Annotated in this window: 19 protein-coding genes and 1 tRNA gene; 12 read left to right on the forward strand and 8 right to left on the reverse strand. The window is 47.2% G+C overall.

Translation table 11 applies throughout. The features are described 5' to 3' along the window. Positions 1 to 222: 222 nt before the first annotated feature. Positions 223 to 1,149, reverse strand: a complete 927-nt coding sequence (gene thyD, locus QUB16_RS06410; RefSeq protein ID WP_333314958.1) for a thylakoid membrane protein ThyD — start codon at positions 1,147 to 1,149, stop codon at positions 223 to 225. A 148-nt stretch (positions 1,150 to 1,297) separates the two neighbouring features. On the opposite strand from thyD, the gene QUB16_RS06415 reads away from it, so the two are divergent. Further along, entirely contained in the window at positions 1,298 to 2,929 is a 1,632-nt protein-coding gene (locus QUB16_RS06415) for a DUF3352 domain-containing protein (RefSeq protein ID WP_333314960.1), read from the forward strand. 164 nt (positions 2,930 to 3,093) lie between these two features. Here QUB16_RS06415 and QUB16_RS06420 read toward each other — a convergent pair whose 3' ends face one another. The 3 genes from QUB16_RS06420 to QUB16_RS06430 form a co-directional block, all read right to left on the reverse strand. Continuing rightward, a complete protein-coding gene (locus tag QUB16_RS06420; protein WP_332984883.1) occupies positions 3,094 to 3,291 on the reverse strand; it encodes a hypothetical protein in 198 nt (65 codons plus the stop codon). Positions 3,292 to 3,483: 192 nt separating this feature from the next. Next, on the reverse strand, positions 3,484 to 3,900 hold the full coding sequence (locus QUB16_RS06425; RefSeq protein ID WP_333314961.1) for a tetratricopeptide repeat protein: 417 nt from the start codon (positions 3,898 to 3,900) through the stop codon (positions 3,484 to 3,486). Between the two features lie 125 nt (positions 3,901 to 4,025). Then, complete coding sequence (locus QUB16_RS06430; protein WP_006632680.1) at positions 4,026 to 4,379, reverse strand: HesB/IscA family protein; 354 nt, start codon at positions 4,377 to 4,379, stop codon at positions 4,026 to 4,028. Positions 4,380 to 4,624: 245 nt separating this feature from the next. On the opposite strand from QUB16_RS06430, the gene QUB16_RS06435 reads away from it, so the two are divergent. The 8 genes from QUB16_RS06435 (at position 4,625) to QUB16_RS06470 (ending at position 12,735) form a co-directional block, all read left to right on the forward strand. Beyond that, a complete protein-coding gene (locus QUB16_RS06435) occupies positions 4,625 to 6,274 on the forward strand; it encodes a DUF6930 domain-containing protein (protein WP_333314962.1) in 1,650 nt (549 codons plus the stop codon). A 157-nt stretch (positions 6,275 to 6,431) separates the two neighbouring features. Next, positions 6,432 to 6,686, forward strand: a complete 255-nt coding sequence (locus QUB16_RS06440) for a hypothetical protein (RefSeq protein WP_333201459.1) — start codon at positions 6,432 to 6,434, stop codon at positions 6,684 to 6,686. 4 nt (positions 6,687 to 6,690) lie between these two features. Beyond that, entirely contained in the window at positions 6,691 to 7,047 is a 357-nt protein-coding gene (locus QUB16_RS06445) for a type II toxin-antitoxin system PemK/MazF family toxin (RefSeq protein WP_333201457.1), read from the forward strand. Positions 7,048 to 7,109: 62 nt separating this feature from the next. Beyond that, complete coding sequence (gene zds, locus QUB16_RS06450; RefSeq protein WP_333314964.1) at positions 7,110 to 8,546, forward strand: 9,9'-di-cis-zeta-carotene desaturase; 1,437 nt, start codon at positions 7,110 to 7,112, stop codon at positions 8,544 to 8,546. A gap of 212 nt (positions 8,547 to 8,758) precedes the next feature. Beyond that, complete coding sequence (locus QUB16_RS06455) at positions 8,759 to 9,205, forward strand: SRPBCC family protein (protein ID WP_015175311.1); 447 nt, start codon at positions 8,759 to 8,761, stop codon at positions 9,203 to 9,205. A gap of 106 nt (positions 9,206 to 9,311) precedes the next feature. Further along, positions 9,312 to 11,351, forward strand: a complete 2,040-nt coding sequence (locus QUB16_RS06460; protein ID WP_333314965.1) for a serine/threonine-protein kinase — start codon at positions 9,312 to 9,314, stop codon at positions 11,349 to 11,351. 86 nt (positions 11,352 to 11,437) lie between these two features. After that, positions 11,438 to 11,511 (forward strand) — tRNA-Val (locus QUB16_RS06465). A gap of 123 nt (positions 11,512 to 11,634) precedes the next feature. Then, complete coding sequence (locus QUB16_RS06470) at positions 11,635 to 12,735, forward strand: tyrosine-type recombinase/integrase (RefSeq protein ID WP_333314966.1); 1,101 nt, start codon at positions 11,635 to 11,637, stop codon at positions 12,733 to 12,735. Here the strand turns inward: QUB16_RS06470 and QUB16_RS06475 are convergent. From QUB16_RS06475 to QUB16_RS06490, 4 genes are read right to left on the reverse strand one after another with little or no spacing between them, the layout of a single operon-like run. Further along, complete coding sequence (locus QUB16_RS06475; RefSeq protein WP_333314967.1) at positions 12,672 to 12,983, reverse strand: hypothetical protein; 312 nt, start codon at positions 12,981 to 12,983, stop codon at positions 12,672 to 12,674. The two genes, QUB16_RS06470 and QUB16_RS06475, sit on opposite strands and share 64 nt — an antisense overlap. Then, positions 12,976 to 13,149: an NblA/ycf18 family protein gene (locus tag QUB16_RS06480; protein ID WP_333314969.1), complete on the reverse strand. Its 174-nt coding sequence runs from the start codon at positions 13,147 to 13,149 to the stop codon at positions 12,976 to 12,978. The genes QUB16_RS06475 and QUB16_RS06480 overlap by 8 nt, the downstream gene beginning before the upstream one ends. Then, a complete protein-coding gene (locus tag QUB16_RS06485; protein WP_333314970.1) occupies positions 13,146 to 16,271 on the reverse strand; it encodes a virulence-associated E family protein in 3,126 nt (1,041 codons plus the stop codon). The genes QUB16_RS06480 and QUB16_RS06485 overlap by 4 nt, the downstream gene beginning before the upstream one ends. Beyond that, a complete protein-coding gene (locus QUB16_RS06490; RefSeq protein WP_333314971.1) occupies positions 16,268 to 16,528 on the reverse strand; it encodes a hypothetical protein in 261 nt (86 codons plus the stop codon). Before QUB16_RS06490 ends, QUB16_RS06485 begins: the two co-directional genes overlap by 4 nt. Before the next feature lie 352 nt (positions 16,529 to 16,880). Between QUB16_RS06490 and QUB16_RS06495 the strand changes: the two genes are divergently transcribed. The 3 genes from QUB16_RS06495 (at position 16,881) to QUB16_RS06505 (ending at position 18,920) form a co-directional block, all read left to right on the forward strand. Beyond that, positions 16,881 to 17,123 carry a helix-turn-helix transcriptional regulator gene (locus QUB16_RS06495; protein WP_333314972.1) on the forward strand — a complete coding sequence of 81 codons (243 nt, stop codon included), beginning with the start codon at positions 16,881 to 16,883 and terminating at the stop codon, positions 17,121 to 17,123. Positions 17,124 to 17,416: 293 nt separating this feature from the next. Next, positions 17,417 to 17,683 carry a hypothetical protein gene (locus QUB16_RS06500; protein WP_333314973.1) on the forward strand — a complete coding sequence of 89 codons (267 nt, stop codon included), beginning with the start codon at positions 17,417 to 17,419 and terminating at the stop codon, positions 17,681 to 17,683. Beyond that, positions 17,676 to 18,920 carry a hypothetical protein gene (locus QUB16_RS06505; RefSeq protein WP_333314975.1) on the forward strand — a complete coding sequence of 415 codons (1,245 nt, stop codon included), beginning with the start codon at positions 17,676 to 17,678 and terminating at the stop codon, positions 18,918 to 18,920. Before QUB16_RS06500 ends, QUB16_RS06505 begins: the two co-directional genes overlap by 8 nt. The last annotated feature ends 42 nt before the right edge of the window (positions 18,921 to 18,962 follow it).

Consider the following 18,962-nt stretch of genomic DNA (forward strand, 5'->3'; position numbering starts at 1 on the left):
CCCTTAATAAGGGGGGGACAAGATTCTTCTCAAAGTCCCCCTTCTTAAGGGGGATTTAGGGGGAGCGAGACTCGACTAAAAGGGACATTTATTATGGGTTTCAGTCTTAAGTTTTCACCAATCAGCAGAGCCTGGGAACGATAATTTTTCTTCCAGTCCGGGCAGGCAGACTTTGTTTGGTTAGCCCCGAATTATATTCGGCTGGTTCTATTCCGTAGATTCCTAACTTCCCGATAAAATCTCTTCGAGTGCTAATTTCAGCGTCGGATATTGATATTGAAAACCGCTAGCTAAAGTTTGTTTCGGCAACACTTTCTGCCCTTCCAAAACAAGTTTTGCCCCGTCTCCCAAAAGCATTTCTAAAGCAAAACCTGGCACCGGCAACCAAGAAGGCCGCTTTAAAACTTCCCCTAAAGTTTGACACAATTCATTCATCCGCACCGGATTCGGTGCTGTCGCATTCAAAACGCCTTCAACTTGCGAATTTTGCAAAGCATACAAAATTAAATCAACCACATCCTCGCGATGAATCCAAGAAAACCACTGTTTCCCAGTGCCCAGCGGCCCGCCTGCAAAGAGTTTAAAAGGTGGCAGCATTTTTGCCAACGCGCCTCCCATTCCCAAAACTATGCCCAGCCGCAAAATTGCTAGCCGCGTTCCCGCATTTTTTGCAGGTTGGGCGGCTGCTTCCCAGTCTTTACAAACTACTGCTAAAAAATCATCCCCAGCAGGGCTAGTTTCGTCAAACTCAGCGGTTTCGCTGGTTCCGTAATAGCCGATCGCCGATGCGCTAACAAACACCGATGGTCTAGGATTAGCATTGACGATCGCCTCCACCAATTTTGCCGTCGTCAGTCTGCGACTGTCCAGAATTGCTTGCTGGCGCGCCTCCGTCCACCTTTCCTCCGCAATCGGAACCCCTGCTAAATTGACAACAGCGTCGCAGCCCGCGATCGAATGCAGCCAATCACCAGACTCCGCTGGAGTGTAGGCGACAACTTCTAAATTCGGATAAGCTGAAGCCGGAAAAACTCGGCTAGCCTTCGCCGCATCCCTGCTCAAAACCACCACTTGATGTCCCGCAGCTTGCAGCTTCTCCACCAGCCGGCTACCTACAAATCCTGTTGCTCCCGCGATCGCTACTTTCATCTTTTACCCGCAATGCACATTTTTAGTAGTTTAGACGATCGTCCAAACTTGTGTTAAATCATACAAAAATAAACAGCAGCCTCGATCGCCTCCCGACAAGCCAAGTGTATTTTCATTAAACTGATAAAGGACACGAGGAACACAAACCATGCCTGCAAAAAAATCAAAGCTTCTAATTGCTGCCTCCATCGCCGCAGCAGGTAGCGCTGCGGTCTACTTTTACTTCCAGGGTTTGAGCCAACAAGTATCCAACCCTCAAGACAGCGCCAAAGTTGTGCCCGACGAAGCAATGATGGCCGCCTTTATCTCCCCCAATCCCCAAGCGTTGTCACAATTGCAGCGATTTGGCACGCCAGGGGCTCAAAAGTTGGTCGGTCAGGGTTTGAAGACCTTTCAAGAACAAAGCTTGGCAGGCACTCAAATCGACTTTGACAGGGACTTAAAGCCTTGGTTAGGGGGGGTGATGGTCGCTTTGCTGCCCCCTGATGCTGTGACGAATACAGAGCCTCCAAAACTGCTGGTTGTAGTCAGCGTGAAAAATAAAATTAGCGCTTGGAATTTTGCTAATAAATTAAAATCTCAGCCCGGTGCAACTACTCAAGAAACCGAGTATAAAGGAGTTAAAATTTTTGAGATTGCAGAGCCAACTGGCAAGCGCTACAGTGTGGCTTTGCTGAACGACCAATTAGTGATGGCTCCTTTGAGACAGCCTGTGGAATTGGCGATCGATACTTTTAAAGGAGAACCCTCTCTCGCTACGCAGCCGAGCACAACTAAGTTTTTTGCAGAGAGTGCTGGTGTCAAGAATCCGATCGCAACTGTTTATATTGCTGACTATGCTGCTGCAATTGAGCAATTGAAAGCTAATTTGCCCGGAGATATCCAGTTGCCTTGGACATTGTTTTCGCAGTTCCAACAAGTTAAGTCTTTGGTTGCGGGCATTGGGGCGGACAGTGCGGGATTGAGGGTAAAAACTATTGCTCAGTTAGACCCTAAATTCGTCCAGCAAAATCCACAAGTCGCATCGAAATTGTTACCCAGATTTCCCGGCGAAACTATTGCTTTAGTCGGCGGCAAGGGACTAGATCAAATTTGGTCGCAAGCGACAGCCCAGGCACAAGATAGCCCGGAAGTTGACAGGGGAGTTCAGCAGGTGAGGAGTAGTTTTAAGCGGTTGGATTTGGATGCGGATCGAGATGTTTTTGGTTGGATGAATGGGGAATTTGCGATCGGGGCGATCGGTTCGGATCAAGGGATTTTGTCTCAGTTGGGGATGGGGGCGGCGATGATTTTTGAAACGAGCGATCGCCCTGCTGCAGAAGCAACTCTGAAAAAACTCGATGCGATCGCCAAAAGCAATCCTACAGTCAGTGTCGCCCCCAGACAAGTTCAAGGCAAAGAAGTTACGGAGTGGCAAATACCCCAGCAAGGCACTTTATTCGGGCACGGTTGGCTGAATGAAAATTCTGTATTTGTAGCTTTCGGCGGGCCTTTAGTTGATGTGATTACTTCGACACCACCGCAGCCGCTAAGCAGCAGTCCGAGTTTTCAGGCGATCGCCACTTCTTTAGGGCAAGTCAACCAAGGTTACTTTTACATAGATATGGAAAAAACCATGTCTTGGGCTAACCAATATTTGCTCGCAGTACAGCCAAATTTAGTTTCGCCGCCCGCCGCTGAATTGCTCAATTCTCTCCGAGGAGTTAGCGTCGCCACAGCTTCTACACAACCGACAACTGCTCAGCTTGAGATGCTTTTTGCCTTGAAATCTAACAATTAGGGAATTGGGAATCGGGAATTGGTAATTCTTCCTTCTATCCTTCTATCCGTTAAATCCCGATTCAGTGCGCGCTGCCGGACTTTTGTATTAATAAAAAAGATGCTGCCCTCAATGGAGGGCAGCTACTCAAATAAAGCATCTTAAAGTCTCTCAAAACTTCAGAATTAACCTTCAGACATTCCTGATTTATTCGGCAATTGCAAATCATCCGGGTCTACGTAGTGACAAACTGCTTTGTCCATGCAAATTAAGGCCCAACCGGACTTATCAATGCTCATCAGCTTGTAAGACGCTGGCTGAATAAAGAAACCTTTGTGATTGCGGGTTGCTGGCTTGATGTTAACGTGGCTTTCAGTGCTCATAGTCTTACAACTCCTGGTACTAATTAACTAAGCTGGTATTCCGTCGGACTTTGTGAATCGTCTAAGTTTTCAAATACTAGCACTGACTTCCTGAGTTTTCCATAAAGTTATTTATTGATTTATTACGATGTCGTAATAAATCCAAAAGCCGATTTCCTCGATCCCCGCCCCAAAATCGACTTGTTTGCGCCGTTAGGGCTCCAGAAGCCACTGTTTAACGCGGGCGAGACTCTTCCAGTCGGGTTTTCTGGTTAATCCTTCTTCAAAATTTTTTTTAACTTCGTCGAGCAACTCTTCGGAAGCCATCACTAATTGCTGAGCCACTTCTACGTGGGGGCGCACTCCTTTTTCTTTGAGATCGAGGATCGCGACTGCTAGGTTGATGCGAGCTTGGGGGTCATGAGGGTTCAATTTTACGGCGGTTTTCGCTGCCTTTTGAGCCGGTGCGGGTTTATTTTCCAACAGGTAGAGCCACGCGAGGCTAGCCCAGGCATTGCCATTTTTGGGAGCTTTCTCGCACACTTCTTTAAACACGGGGATCAGATTAGCCGGGGCTTCGCCAGCTTGGTAGCGATCGAAACCGTCTTTAAACAATTCTTCAGGGGTCATTCGATTTTAGATTTTGGATTTTAGATTTTAGATTGGAAAGAGCATTGGGTGCGGGACGCAGCAATGCAGTCCGAGGCATTCTCAGCAATTAGCAATTACCAATCCCCAATGCCCTATTTTCCAATTTATGTAGAAAATGAACTGCCACAGCCGCAAGTTTGAGTTGCGTTGGGGTTAGTAAACTGAAAACCGCCCCCGATCATAGCATCGCTGAAGTCGAGAACCAAACCGTAGAGATAAAGAATGCTCTTGCGATCGCAAACTACCTGAAAACCGTCGTAGTCGAACACTTCATCGTCGGATTTGACAGTGCTGGGATCTGCGAAATCCATCACGTAGGACATTCCAGAGCATCCGCCCTGGCGCACCCCTACCCGCAAGCAGAGGTCTTTACCTTGTTTCTCTCTCAGAGCTAAAACTTGACGGACAGCAGAGTCCGTCATTTGAATGCCGCGCTTTTCAGAAATGGCTTGAGTCATAATTTGCCGAACTCCTGAGATTGTCTAATGCTAAGAGTGTAATCTTATCCCTCCATTGTACAGGCATTCGCCAGAAGGCATAAGGTTAGATGCTGAAGGCCGAATTTTTAGCTTCTAATTTTTAATTCCCGTGGGGCCTCGTTCCCCAGCTCGATGTCCTCTCCCCCTATAGGGTTTATGATTGATAAGCAGCGGTTGACCGGCTACCGGCACCGCAACAATGCTTCACCCAACGGGCTTACTCTATGGCAGCGCTGAATCGCACTACTCTTCGTCGGCTACAAAACTTACCTCAAATTCCCAGCGTGTGGGAGGGCGATCGCCGACCCTTATCTAATGCTGACTCACACATGATGCTAGATGACGATGACGTTCTAGAAGCTGGTGGCGAGTGCATTCTCTGGGTCGATGGCTCCGAAGGAGTCGTGAGGGCTATGGACATGGTAGGCCCAGATGCCGGCCCAGAGGCGCTCGTCCGGGCCCTGTTACGGGCAATGGAACATCCCCAAAGTCCGGCTCCCGCAGGTCGGCCCCAAAAAATAGTAGTCAAAAACCGAGAAATTCAATTTTATCTGCGGGGCGTACTTCAAGATTTAGGCATTTCCATTGACTACGTGCCGGAATTGCCCCTAATTGACGAAATATTTCGCGGCATGGAAGAGGTCGCCATCAACAGACCTCCTGAGTTGCCCCCTCAGTATGCTGAAGTTTTAATGGAAAAAGCTGCTCACATTTGGCAAGATGCTCCGTGGCGGACTTTGAGCGAACACCAAATTATATCTATTGAAATCAATCAGTGGGATGTCGCCAGCCTCTACGTGTCCGTATTGGGGCAAGGCAGAATGGATTACGGAGTTTTACTGTACCGTTCTCTAGAATCCTTGAAACGGTTTCGTGAACGAGTCGTCAACGATGAATCTTTTGAAGATTTAGAACAGGCTTTTTTAGGGCAAGACTGTTTGTTTGTTACCTTTGAAAGTTCAGCAGATATTGATGAGGACGACGAGGACGAAATTGATTTAGCCGATTTGCCTCCATCGGAAATTGAACCAAATTTCGGCAACCTACATCCTTTAGAAGGATTGCGATCGATTCTTTACGAAGAAGAAGCCCTCACGATGTTAGTTGCTCTCGAAGCATTTCACCGCTTTTTCCGCAACGGCCGCCGGAAATTGGGCTCAGACACTTTTCCCACTCTTAGCAGCCGCTACCGCATCCCAGTGCCGCAGCCTGACGGAGAAATTCAACAGGTATCCGTTAAAGTTTCCACGATGCCGGATGTGTCGGACGAATTATTACAGATGCTCGGCGATGACGATGATGACGATGATGACGATGATGATGAATTTGACAAGCCACTGCTGCGGGACGATTTGGTGCCGCAAAATTCATTTTTGAGTCTCGGTGCCGTACCTTGGGAAACGGTAGATTTCCTGCGCCAAAGTGTCCAGTTTCACCAAGGTGCAGAAATTGATATTAATACCGCCGGAGATGGTTTGCCGGTGGTGATGATCCAAACTTCTCATCCGAAGGCAAAAACTATGATTCAGGATTTGAAAGAAGCTGGAGGTGTGAAGGGGATTGGTTTTAATCCGGGCGAAAATCCTTTTCAGGATGAGCAATACGACTTGGGTATTTTGCAAACAAAAAATGGGGAGCTGTATTTGTTTGGGGAGTTTAATGAAGACGATCCGGTGCATCAGGAAGCTCGCAAGAAGTGGGATCGCCGCTGTAAATTAACCAACGGTTGGTGCGGTTTGATTATTGCTAAAGGGTTGATGGGTGCTTCTCGCGGTCAGCCTCAGTTTAAGGATATGATCGCTTTGCTTGAGGTGCGCTGGGTGTCTGCTAAAGACTTGGGAATTGGGCCACTTCAGTTGATGCCGATGTTTTAAAGTTAGTTGACTGTTGACTGTTGGCTGTTGGCTGTTGACTGTTGACTGTTGACTGTTGGCTGTTGACTGTTGACTGTTGTGAGAAGGAAGAGGTAAAAGTAAGTTGTAAGGTGCGCCACAGCGCACCATAGTTTTTAAATTATTAAGGAGAATGATTATGTCAAATTCTACTCAAAAGCGAGAAGTGTTAGTCGCCATTGATGCGGAATTCGCTGATAAAATAGACCAATTTACTGATAATTGGACGGAAGCGATCGAACAAGCTCTCCGTCTCTGGTACGCTAAGCAAATCGAGGATAAGTTGCGGAAGTTTTATCAAAATCGCAGCCAAGAAGATATTGAGTTTGAGGAAGAATGGGCAACATTTGCTCAGGAACAAATGGAAGAAATTTTAATAGAGGAAGGTCTTTGATACAATGACAGAAGCTTATCCGCGACAAGGCGAAGTTTATCTTGTTAGAGCTTTGCGAACGATCGGAGATACCAAAAAGCGTCCTGTTGCTGTCGTTTCCATAGATAGCCGGAATGAATTGAGCCGTACTGTACTGATTGTCCCTTTTACTAGCGATTTGAGAGGGGGCGAAACTCCGACTCGTGTCTTGATTCCGGCAGGTGAGGGAGGGTTAGAATCTGACTCGCTGGCTGTCTGCGAGCAAATTATAACTGTCCAAAAGACTTATCTGGAACAAGGCCCTTACGGTCAACTTAGTGCCGATGTCCTAGCCAGAATTCAGAGGGCTATACAAGTGTCGATCGGCATTTACGAACTTTAATAATATTTCTAATATTCTAAATTTTGTTACAATTTGTAAAAATACTGTAAAGGATAGGTAAAATGCGGGTTGCGATCGCAGGTGCGGGACTGGCTGGAATGACCACAGCAGTCGATTTAGTGGACGCCGGCCACGAAGTAGAAATTTTTGAATCCCGCCCCTTTGTCGGCGGCAAAGTCGGCAGTTGGGTAGATCCAGACGGCAATCACGTTGAAATGGGTTTGCACGTCTTCTTCGGCTGCTATTATAACTTATTTGCGCTCATGAAAAAAGTGGGAGCTTTTGACGACTTGCTCCTCAAAGAACACGTCCACACTTTTATCAATCGAGGCGGCGAAACTGGTTCTTTAGATTTTCGCTTTCCCGTGGGTGCTCCTTTGCACGGATTGAAGGCATTTTTTACTACATCCCAGCTATCCGTACAAGACAAAATTCAAAATGCGATCGCCCTGGGAACTAGCCCGATCGTCCGGGGTTTGATAGACTTTGAAGGAGCGATGAAAACTATCCGCGATTTGGATAAAGTTAGCTTTGCTGACTGGTTCCGCAGTCAAGGGGGCAACCAAAACTCGCTCAAAAGAATGTGGAATCCGATCGCCTACGCACTGGGTTTTATCGACACTGAAAATATTTCTGCCCGGTGTATGTTGACAATCTTTCAATTCTTTGCCTCGAAAACCGAAGCCTCTGTCATGCGGATGCTGGCTGGTTCTCCCAACGAATATTTGCACAAACCAATTGTGGAATATTTGGAAAGCAAAGGAACGAAAATCCACACGCGGCGCAGAGTCCGAGAAATTCAGTTTGAAGAAGGCGAAGAAACCCGCGTGACAGGCTTGGCAGTAGCTAGCGGCGAAACTGAAGAAACTATTACCGCTGATGCTTATCTTTTTGCATTAGACGTACCAGGAATTCAGAAAATATTGCCCCCTGCTTGGCGCAAATGGTCAGAATTTGACAACATTTATAAATTAGATGCTGTGCCGGTTGCTACAGTGCAATTGCGGTTCGACGGTTGGGTAACGGAATTGGAAGACGAAGCCAAGCGCAAACAGTTGAGCCACGCTGTCGGCATCGATAATTTGCTATATTCAGCAGATGCAGATTTTTCCTGTTTTGCTGATTTGGCGCTAACAAGTCCCAAGGATTATTATAAGGAAGGACAAGGTTCTCTGTTGCAGTTGGTGTTGACTCCGGGAGATCCGTTTATTAAACAAAGCAATGAGGCGATCGCCCAACACGTACTTAAGCAAGTTCAGGATTTATTTCCCTCAGCGCGGGAATTAAACATGACTTGGTACAGTGTAGTGAAGCTCGCTCAATCTTTGTATCGCGAAGCACCGGGAATGGATGTTTTCCGCCCTGCTCAAAAAACTCCGATCGCCAATTTCTTTCTAGCAGGAAGTTACACTCAGCAAGACTACATTGATAGTATGGAAGGAGCGACACTTTCAGGCCATCAAGCGGCTAAGGCAATTCTCGAAGCTTACAGTCATTAGTCCATTGTTTCTCAGGATTCGATCCCCCCTAACCCCCCTTAAGAAGGGGGGGACAAGAGTGTTCTCAAAGTCTCCCTTAATAAGTGGGGGGGCAACAGTGTTCTCAAAGTCAACCCCTACTCCCCTTCTTAAGGGGGATTTAGGGGGATCTAGATTCGACAATAAACGAGAAATCCACAATCTAAAATCTAAAATCTAAAATCTAAAATCCCATGACTGATTGGTTAGAACACAGTGTCCAAGTAGAAGTGGCAATTCCCATCGAATTAGCGTGGCAACTCTGGTCAGATTTAGAGCAAATGCCGCGCTGGATGAAGTGGATAGAATCTGTTCATGTTCTTGAAGAAGATCCAGAGTTATCTCGCTGGAAACTCGCAACAGGCGGGCTAGAATTTAGCTGGCTTTCTCGGATTCTCAAATTAGTGCCGAATCAGATAATTCAGTGGGAATCGGTAGACGGTTTGCCAAATCGAGGGGCCGTAAGATTTTACGATCGCAAAGACAGCAGTATCGTCAAGCTGACAGTGGCTTACGGAATTCCCGGCTGGCTGGGAAAATTGATGGATAACCTATTTCTGGGCCGCGTGGTTGAATCGACAATTCAGGCTGACTTGGAAAGGTTTAAAGAGTATGCTCTGAAAGTAAAAGCCACATCTTAAATTCTGAGGACTAAAGTCCTTTGGTTTTTAATTGTAACGCGAGAGTCGATCGCGCTTGGGCGTCAGTATCATAGAGATGTGCTGCTGATTCCTTCTAGGTTTAGTTATGAGTTATTGCCTAAACCCCGCCTGTCAAAACCCGCAAAATGCCGATCGTACCCAATTCTGCCTGAATTGCGGCTCCAAACTGTTGCTCAGAGAGCGTTACCGCGCCATCAAACCCCTTGGGCGCGGCGGTTTCGGCCGCACTTTTTTAGCAATAGACCAAGACAAACCCTCAAAACCGCGCTGTGCAATTAAACAGTTTTTCCCCCTATCCCAAGGTACCAGCAGCAGCGAGAAAGCAGCAGAATTATTCAACCGAGAAGCGGTGCGCCTGGACGAGTTGGGGAAACACCCGCAAATTCCCGAACTGTTGGCGCACTTTCAGCAGGAACGCTATCAGTATTTGGTACAGGAATTTATAGAAGGTCAGAATTTACAGGAAGAGTTGGCGCGGACTGGGCCTTTCAGCGAAAGTAAGATTCTCAGTCTGCTGAAGGATTTATTGCCAGTATTGCAGTTCGTGCACGATCGCAGTGTAATTCACCGAGATATTAAACCCCCCAATATTATCCGCCGCCGCCTTTCTCAAACTCCCACCATTTATACTTACCCCACATTAACCGGGGAATTAGTTTTAGTGGATTTTGGCGCTGCAAAACTTGTGGAGGGTTTGAGAGAAACCGGTACAGTCATCGGTTCTCCCGAATTTGTGGCGCCGGAACAAATTAGAGGTCAAGCGGTTTATGCCAGCGATTTGTACAGTTTGGGAGTAACTTGCATTTATTTACTGACTCAAATATCTCCTTTTGATTTGTTTGATATCAATCAAGATGCTTGGGTTTGGCGAGACTTTTTGAAGGTTCCAATTGATCCGAAATTAAGTCGCATCCTCGACAAAATGATCGAATCGAGTCTCAGTCGGCGCTACAAATCTGTAGCTGAGGTATTGAAAGATTTGCAGCCTCCGCAGTCGGCGGGGGCGGGCACGGGGGCGGGCACGGGGGCGGGCACGGGGGCGGGCACGGGGGCACCGCCCCTACCAGCGCCTACAATTCCCGTGCCGCAGAGAACGCCTGTGGTGCAGAATACAGTGCCGCCAACGGTTGCAGGCACTATTTTACCTGTGCCGCCGATGCAGCGGGTTGTACCCGCACGCGCGCCTACTTGGAGGTGTGTTCATACTCTGGTAGGGCATTCTCATGCTGTTACGTCGGTAGCTTTCAGTCCTGATGGCGCGACTTTAGCTAGCGGCAGTGAGGACAAGACGATTGAGATGTGGAAGTTGGATGCGGGTAAGCGGTGGTACACTCTCCCGGGTCATTCTGACTGGGTGACTTGTGTGGGGTTTAGTCCTGATGGCGCGACTTTGGCTAGTGGCGGCCGGGACAAAATGATTCATATTTGGAATTTGAATAAGGGTAAGTGGTGGTACGCTTTGCCTGGTCATTCTGACAGGGTTTCTGCTGTGGCGTTTGGTCGGGATGGTCAGGTTTTGGCTAGCGGCAGTCGGGACAAAACTGTGCAGTTGTGGAATTTGAATAAGGGAAGGCGGATGTCGGCTTTGACTGGTCACGCTGGCGGGGTGGAGGCGGTGGCTTTTAGTCCTGGCGGGGAGTTTTTGGCTAGTGGCAGTCGGGACAAGACTGTGCAGTTGTGGGATTGGCAAAATGGTCGATCGATTTGTACTTTAGCAGAACACGGGGATTGGGTGCGGGCGATCGTTTTTGCTCCGATTTCTTCTATCTCCCCCCCTTCTCAAGGGGGGGCTGGGGGGGGATCTGTTTTGGCGACGGGGAGTCGGGATGGTACGGCGAAGCTGTGGCGGGTGGATGCACAGGGGCGTGGAACGCTGTTGCGGAGTATGAGGGACAATTCTGGGGATGTTTTGTGTGTGGCGTTGAGTCCCGATGGTCGGGTTTTGGCGACGGGGAGTCGGGATGGCACGATTTATTTGTGGGATGCGGGTACGGGGGGTTTGCTGGAAATTCTGACGGGCCACGGGGGGGAGGTTTTGTCGGTGGCGTTTAGTGCTGATGGGGGGAGTTTGGCTAGCGGTGCGGGCGATCGAACTGTGAAGATTTGGCGGGGGATTGGGCATTAGGGGCGATGTCAAGAGTGCCTGCCTAAAAAATTTCATATTTATGCTTGACAGGCGATCGTATGTTCTGCTACATTAGGAATTCGTGAGGACGCATAGCTCAGTTGGTTAGAGCACTACGTTGACATCGTAGGGGTCACTGGTTCGAGTCCAGTTGTGTCCATCCCAAAACCCGCCCATAAAGCGGGTTTTACAGTTTCTACAACCAAACTGCAAAGTTTGGCATTCTCAATTAGGGGTGACAAAATGTGTCAAGTTCAGCCATTCACCGCGATAAAAGTGCGATATGCCCAAAGGCACCGTAAATATAGAAGTTTTTAAGGATCGGCTGCGGTTGGCTTGGTCGTGGCAAGGTAAGCGATTCTGGCTTTATATCGGTTTGCCAGATACCAAACCCAATCGCAAAGCAGCCGAAATCAAAGCCCGGACGATCGAACTCGACATTACCTCTAATAATTTCGATCCATCCCTCACCAAATACAAACCCCAGAAAAAAGAATCAATCTCTGTTACTGAATTGTTCAATCGATTCACCGAACACAAAAAACGCACAATCTCGATCGGCACTCTTGCTAAGTACGTTGGATTACAGAAACACATAGAAACGTTTTTCAGAAACAAAAACGCCATTGCTGTTTCTGAAACTGTTGCTGAGAATTTTCGAGATTATTTGACGCAGAAACTTGAACCCGTCACTGTGCGCGAACGGATTATCATGATGAACGCTTGCTGGGAATGGGGTCAGAAAAAAAAGTTAGTCACTGAAAATCCTTGGACGGACATCAAAACATCAGTTCCGCCCAAACAGCGCCCGCAACCTTTCACTCGAGCAGAAATCACTGCCATCGTCCATAAATTTCGCTCCGACCAAAACCTCAGTAACTACGCGGACTATGTGGAGTTTAAATTTGGTGTTGGCTTGAGAACAGGTGAAGCAGCAGCTTTGTTATGGCGGCATTGTTCCAGTGAGTGCGATCGCATCTGGATCGGGGAAAGTTTGGGCAATGGTCAGCGCAAATCCACCAAAACTAACAAAGCCCGCACGGTGCCGCTAACTCCGCGACTGCAACAGCTTTTGTTGAACAGACGGGCAAGCGACTTCTCGCCGGATGATTTGATTTTCACCAGCACAAGTGGATTCGCGATCGACTCCAAAAATTTTTGCAACCGCTACTGGAAACCAGCTTTAGCAGAATTAGGGATAGATTATCGGCGACCGTACACGACGCGACACACGTTGATTTCGCACGGGCTGGAAGCTGGGATGAATCCAGTGGCGATCGCCAGTTTGACAGGTCACGATGTCCGCACTTTGTACGAAAACTATGCCGGACTTGTCAACCCGCCACAACTGCCAGACTTGTTGCCCGTTTTCGCCCCGGTATAGTACGGCTGATTCTCTGGCCGATCGCTCAAATATCTCTGAATAAATTTCTGGTGGTCGGGGTGACTGATACTTCCGCCACAAACGATGAGATGGTTGAGCAATGCTTCATTGTAGAGGACTTTTCCGCTGGGATTGCGTCCCCAGTGAATGCCTTCTAAAAGTTTGTTTTGTTGCCTGTACCGAAGCAGAGTTCGATCGCTACAATTAAGGATTTTTCCAGCAGCAGTTGCATCGCAAAAGTTACTCATTCGGGTTCCTCAGCAAATCCTTAATTACATTGTCTTTGACCATGTTTTGACGCATCATTTCTACGAGTAAGATGCGTGACTCTTCAAGTGTCAGCGATTGAGCTTGATTGGCGTAAATTTTGAGCTTAAATTGTTGCTCGATCGTCAGTTCTAATTCGATTTTCATGGCGTTTCCTCAGTTGAATTGTTCTTCAAATTGAACAATTGACGGATTCGATCGCGCACTAACTCATCTTCTGTTTCCAGCCACTGATTGATAGTTGCGACATCGTATTTAGTCCCCGGAGACTGCCAGCCAAACATCTGAATAATCAGAGTTTGAGTTTGTTCTGAGTAAAATTCATCCCACCAGATTAAGGCGATGTCTCGAATTTTTTGAGCGTCTATCGGGGCAATTAGTGCTGGTTCGACTGCGGTTTCGGGAGTGGTTTCGGATGTGGTTTTAACTGCGGTTTCAGGTGTGGTTTCGGTTGGGGCTTCGGGGATAGGTTTGAGCAAGGCTGTTAATGCAGCTTGCTCATCAAGCGTCAGAGCAAGCCAAACTTGTTTGCGATCGACAGTGCCAGATTTGCAAACCTCGGTGATGATGGCCTGAATATCTTTGGCGAATTGGCGATCGCTCTCGGCTATGGCTGCACGAATAAACCCAACAAGCTCTGCAATTTCATCGTCAGATTGTTTTTCAGTCGGATCTACCTCGCAATTATCAGGTAGTGCGGGCTGGAGACCTTGCTGTGGCGCGGTTACATCGGTGCGATCGACCTGCACTTTTAAATCACCAAAACTTTCGGATTTGTCAGTGCCTGCTGTGTGTATTTCTGTTACACCATTGTCTGTTTTAGAAAAAATAACTTTTTTTGGTGTTAATGGTTGTTCAAGTTGTTTTACCTGCTGAGCTTGATTCTCAAAACCTGACGGTGTGGGCGTTTCAGCTTGCACAACTTCGCTGTACACCTCGGAATTTGGGGTTGTTTTTTCAGTTTCAGATGGTTGTTCTGGGTTTTGTTTTTCCCAAATTCTGCACCTTTTACCGTTGATCGTGCGGTAATTTTTTGACCAGCCGAGAACTTTCAAAATGCCGGTGACTCTCATTTGGTGCGCCCGCTCTTGCCGACTCAAGTCCACCTGAAGATGGTTCAGCAAATCACCGAGAAGAATGCAATCCCGGTGCTGGATGTAGCTGACGATCGGCTCTAACCAAGGGTCTGTGGTTTGAAATTCCTGGGCTATGGTCTCGGCTGTTAGTTCTTCGTCATAATCCAGCCACCAACTCTCCCCAGACTTATAAGCAGCAACAGCAGCAGCCCAGATTGCGTCTCGTTCTTTGGCTAGAAGTTTGATATCGATTCGCTTTTGAACTGGGATAATCCAAAAGCGACGGTTCCCAGTTTCGTCTGAAAGAAACTCATCTTTATTGGTTGTGGCAACGATGATGCTGGCGCGGGGGAAGTCTTGAGTGTCACGGCAATAGGGCGGTCGAACGGCATCGATCGAACTCGATAGAAAAGCTTTGGTATTGCTGACATCCCGCCGCTTGAAAATGCTCTCTAGTTCGCTCCATTCGACAAACCAGGCGCGGTGAAGTTTAAGTCGTTCATCTTTATCGGAAACTGCACCGAGCGAATCATCAAAGTAATCGCCGGCGAGGATTTTGAAGAAAGTAGATTTTTTGAAACCTTGCTTGCCTTGAAGTATCAAAGCTGTGTCAAGTTTGCATCCCGGTGACAGCGCCCGCGCCACTGCGCCGATGAGAGTTTTTCTTACGAAAGTCTGGTAAATTGCCGAACCAACGCCGAAGTATCTCTCGGCAAGGTTGTCAAGAATTGATGTGTCAACAGAAGCTGGCAGAGATGATAGATAGTTTTCGATCGGCGAGTATTGATTCTGTTCTGCTAATTCCGTGATGATGTCGAGCACGTCCTCTTTGCAGGATTTAACCAAGATTCCGTGACGGACAGCTAGCTGAATTTTGGCTCGATCGATCGATACTGGTTTCTCATCAATTTCAATCCGCTTGGTTAATTTATTAAGACGGATGCGATTGCGGAAAAAAGATGCTATTTTGTTGTAATCTTGAATCAGTTTATCGTCAGATTCAAGAGCTTTGTTTACAGTTGAGTTAGCCGAGGTTTTTTCAGGCAAAATCTCGGCTTGACTTTGAGATTTGAGAAAGCGCCAGTAATAGCCTCTGATGCAATTCTCCACGCCCTGGGTGATGTGGTGGGTGATGCTGGCGATCGGACTGGATTTCATAGCAGATGCCCAAATTTGCTCCCACTCGTGTTCGTCCCAGCCACCGCCGGGCGAACAGGAACGGCAAGCATCTATAAATAACGTGTAGGCATCATCATCGGTAGTTTGCTCCAACTGAGCGAATTCTGACTGCACTCCGATCAAGTCTCTGGCTAGCGCTGCCATTGTGGTATTTCGCTCGATCGATACTCCAGCCAAATAATCTTCAGATTTGCCCAAAGCGCAAGTTAGCGGCACTGGTATCGGCACTGGGACGGTGACATCTTTGTAGCGTTCGGGAACGCCTGCTTTGTAGTCGAACGGTGAGGGGCGCTTATCACTCGTTAGCGTCGGTGGTGTTTGCGTAGGATTTGAAGGTGAGTAAGATGCTGATGTGGCAAGGAGTGCAGGCTCTTCATGAGTTGAGAGGTAATTCGTCACAGGAGTTGATTTATGAGCTACCAGCAAATTAACCAACCGCAATTGCAAGTCTTTGTAATTGTATCGAATCCCTGAATCGCCGATAACTTCAGTTTTGGCGGGTTTTCGATCGGGTTGGACGTGCCATCCGCCAGCAAGGCGAAAAACTCGGCTGGGATTTTTGTTGCTGCGATCGGTTTTCATCACTTCAATGAGCAAATTTTGCAGTTCCCGCCACTGTTTAACTGCGATCGGCTCGTCAAACACCCAGTAGGGCTGCATGGATTTACCGCCGCTAAATATTGTGAAGGTGGGTTCGACAAACCCTAACTCGCTCCATTTCTCGAACTGTTCGGCGATGGGGATGTCGTCCCATTCGCAGAAGATGGCGCAGCACTGTTTAATGTCTGCGTCGGTGTGTCCGCCGTTGGCACCGTTGACGACGACGTAGACTCCGCGCCCGTCTGATTGATAGCTTTCGATTTGCTCCCAGTTGAGTTTGGAGAGTTTGCGTCCGCTGTCGTCCTTTTTGCGCGGGTCGCTGCTGTGGTAGAAGAATCTGAGGTAAACGCTGTCACCTGGTTTGTAGCCCAGGTAGCTGAGGTGTTGGGTAGCTAATTCGCGATCGATTTTCATGATTTTGCTTTTACTTGAGATTTTTCAATTGATTTGATGAGAGTTTGCAGTTTGAACCGCAGCCGTTTGATTTCTGCGTTGAGCTGCTCGCGCTCTTGTTCCAAGTCATTGATTTTTTCTTGGAGGCGTGTAATTTTGTCGGCTTCTTTCCCGGCGACTGACAAACTGCATTCGCAGCAAAGTCCGTTGGTCAGGTTGCCGTAGCGACGTTTGCCGTCTGAGTGGTAGTTGGTGCGGCACCATCCGTTTTTTGTCATTTTTCAGACTCCGTACTTAACTTTTTTGGGACAGTTTTTCGGGGTTGCAGCTTGTCTTTTCTGAATATCCGCTTGGAATATCAAGCTTTTTATTGAGCAAAGCTGGCTTGAGCAAGGGAAACTTGATGTTTTAGGTGGGGTTTTGCGTTTGGGATTCGCTTGATGGGTGAATTTGCTGAGATGGCTGCGAGAATGGGGATGGCGATCGGACTGGGGCGTAATTCAGTCTGATCGCTGGTTGTTATTGGAGGTTGACGTGTACACAGCGATGTGTCACCATGCTATTATACACATCGCTGTGTACACGTCAATAAGCGACGTGCCAAATCAAAATCAAACTGAAATCAGTTTTATGACCTTACGTTCACGTACAGGATTGACTCAAGAAGACCTGGCCGCGCAATTAAGTAGGGAGTTCAAAGCTTTAGGAAGTTACAGAAAAGTGACGAAAAAAAGTATTTCTGACTGGGAGACTGGGCGCCATAAACCCCGGTTTACTCCTGAAGAGACCCTTGCCGTTTGCACTATATTGCAGTGTTCCTTGAATGAATTGGCTAGAGCTTCTCAATCAGCTATTTCTATAGCTGTAGCGTAATTTAAAGTAGGTTGGGTTTCGCAAAGCCTCAACCCAACCTACAGATTTAAACATTGACGTGTACACATTAATGTTATACAATAGTTTCATAGCCAAGCAAAATAGCCCAAGTCTCTGAGAACCAGCAGCCTCAGTAATCAACGATCTGCTAGGGCTGTTGTGTACGGCTTATTTCAAAGCTCAGGAGACGGCAGTGCCCTGAAAGGTAATCGTTTGTGTTTCACAAACGATTACGAGTGAACTTTTAGTACGCACTGCCTGACTTTGGGTAAAAGTTTCTAGACCTTAAAAAAATGACCAAACACAACATTGCTTCATCAGGAAGTGCGGAGACTTTTTGTCAAAAATTTGCTGCAAGTGCAGAGAAATTGAAACACAGAAAGGTTACGCAATCGATAACCTTAGATGCGGTTCTGTGGAGGGAGATAGACTACGTGGCGATCGACAGCGGTTACGGAACTGTTGAGAATTTTCTCAAGCAATATGCTTTGGAATCGCTGGAGATGGTTGCTGAATTAAAACGAGAACGTGCCTCAAAAACGGAGTTGAACAATGGCTAAGTTACCGACAACGTTTCAGACTTTGGATTTACAGGGATTTGAGTTCGATCGCACTCAGCAATACTCAGGCATCAGCCGAGAGATGGTTGATGTGGCGTGTGCGGTGCTTCAGAAGAATCGGATTGGGATTGCAGTCCGCAGTGTCAATGCAGCTTTAAAGGAAATCTACGGCATCGGAGGCGGTACCGATATTATCTGCAAGCTGCTCAAAGAGTGGCGGGCAGATAATCTGTTGCTGATTAAAGGCAAATCAGAAAAAGATTTGGCATCAGTGATTTTAGAGGCTGCGGATGATGGATTGTTGGACGAGTCTGAGATTCCTGAAGAAATCCTTAAGGTTTCTCATCAAATGGCGATCGCCTTTTACAGGTTGGCTTATCAAAAAGCTGATACGAGTGTTTCAGGCGATCGAATGAAATCGTTGGCTGCTGAGAACGAAATCATGCGCCAGCAGCTCAAAGATTTTCCGCAGTTGAAGATGGAGATTGGGTTCTACAAGTCGGAGTACGATCGCCAACGATCGGAACTTAAGGAAGCTTACATGAATCTGAACAAACAGCAGTTAGCGGATTCCGAACAGTCTCGCCAGCAGTTGGATTTGTTGCAAGCCGAACGTAACGAATTAGAAGCAAAATTAGCAATTGCTGAGAAACGGTTGTCAGAAGTTGCTGCTAATGAAGCTGCGTCGCGCGATCGAGTCAACGAAATTTCTCGACTCAACGGACAGTTGGAGGCGCGGGAGCGCGAGATTTCATCGCTGCATTCTCAGACTCAAGTCTTGCAAGCTGCTGTGGGTGAGAAACAAGTGCTTGAGGCTCAGTTAGAACAGGTTCGATCGCAATTGAAAGAAGCTTCAGCCACTATCACAAATTTACAAACAAAGCATTTATCCAGCTCTGCTTTACAAGTCGATTTTGATAACGAAACACTTCATGCAGACATCCAGGAGTATCAAATAGAAGTTGAAACTCTCAAAGCTCAACTTGCTGAAACTAAAGCTCAACTTGCTGGGGCATTTTTTGTGGAGAAGGAAGTATTGACAGCAGATTTAGACAATGCTTTGCATGAAATCAATTTGCTAAAAACAGATAAAAATGAAGCTCTGACAGAAATTGAGCAGCTCAAAGCTAAACTTGCTGGGGCAATTCATGAATTGCCCGTACAGGTAGCTTTACCAGTTACGGAACCAGTAGCTGAAAAAGCTAAAAAACAAAAAGCAGTAACGAGTAACAAATAACGTTTTCGTTTCTAGTAACAAGAAACATAATTTGTTTTTTGT

This window comes from Microcoleus sp. D3_18a_C4, from assembly GCF_036702415.1.
GTDB lineage: Bacteria > Cyanobacteriota > Cyanobacteriia > Cyanobacteriales > Microcoleaceae > Microcoleus.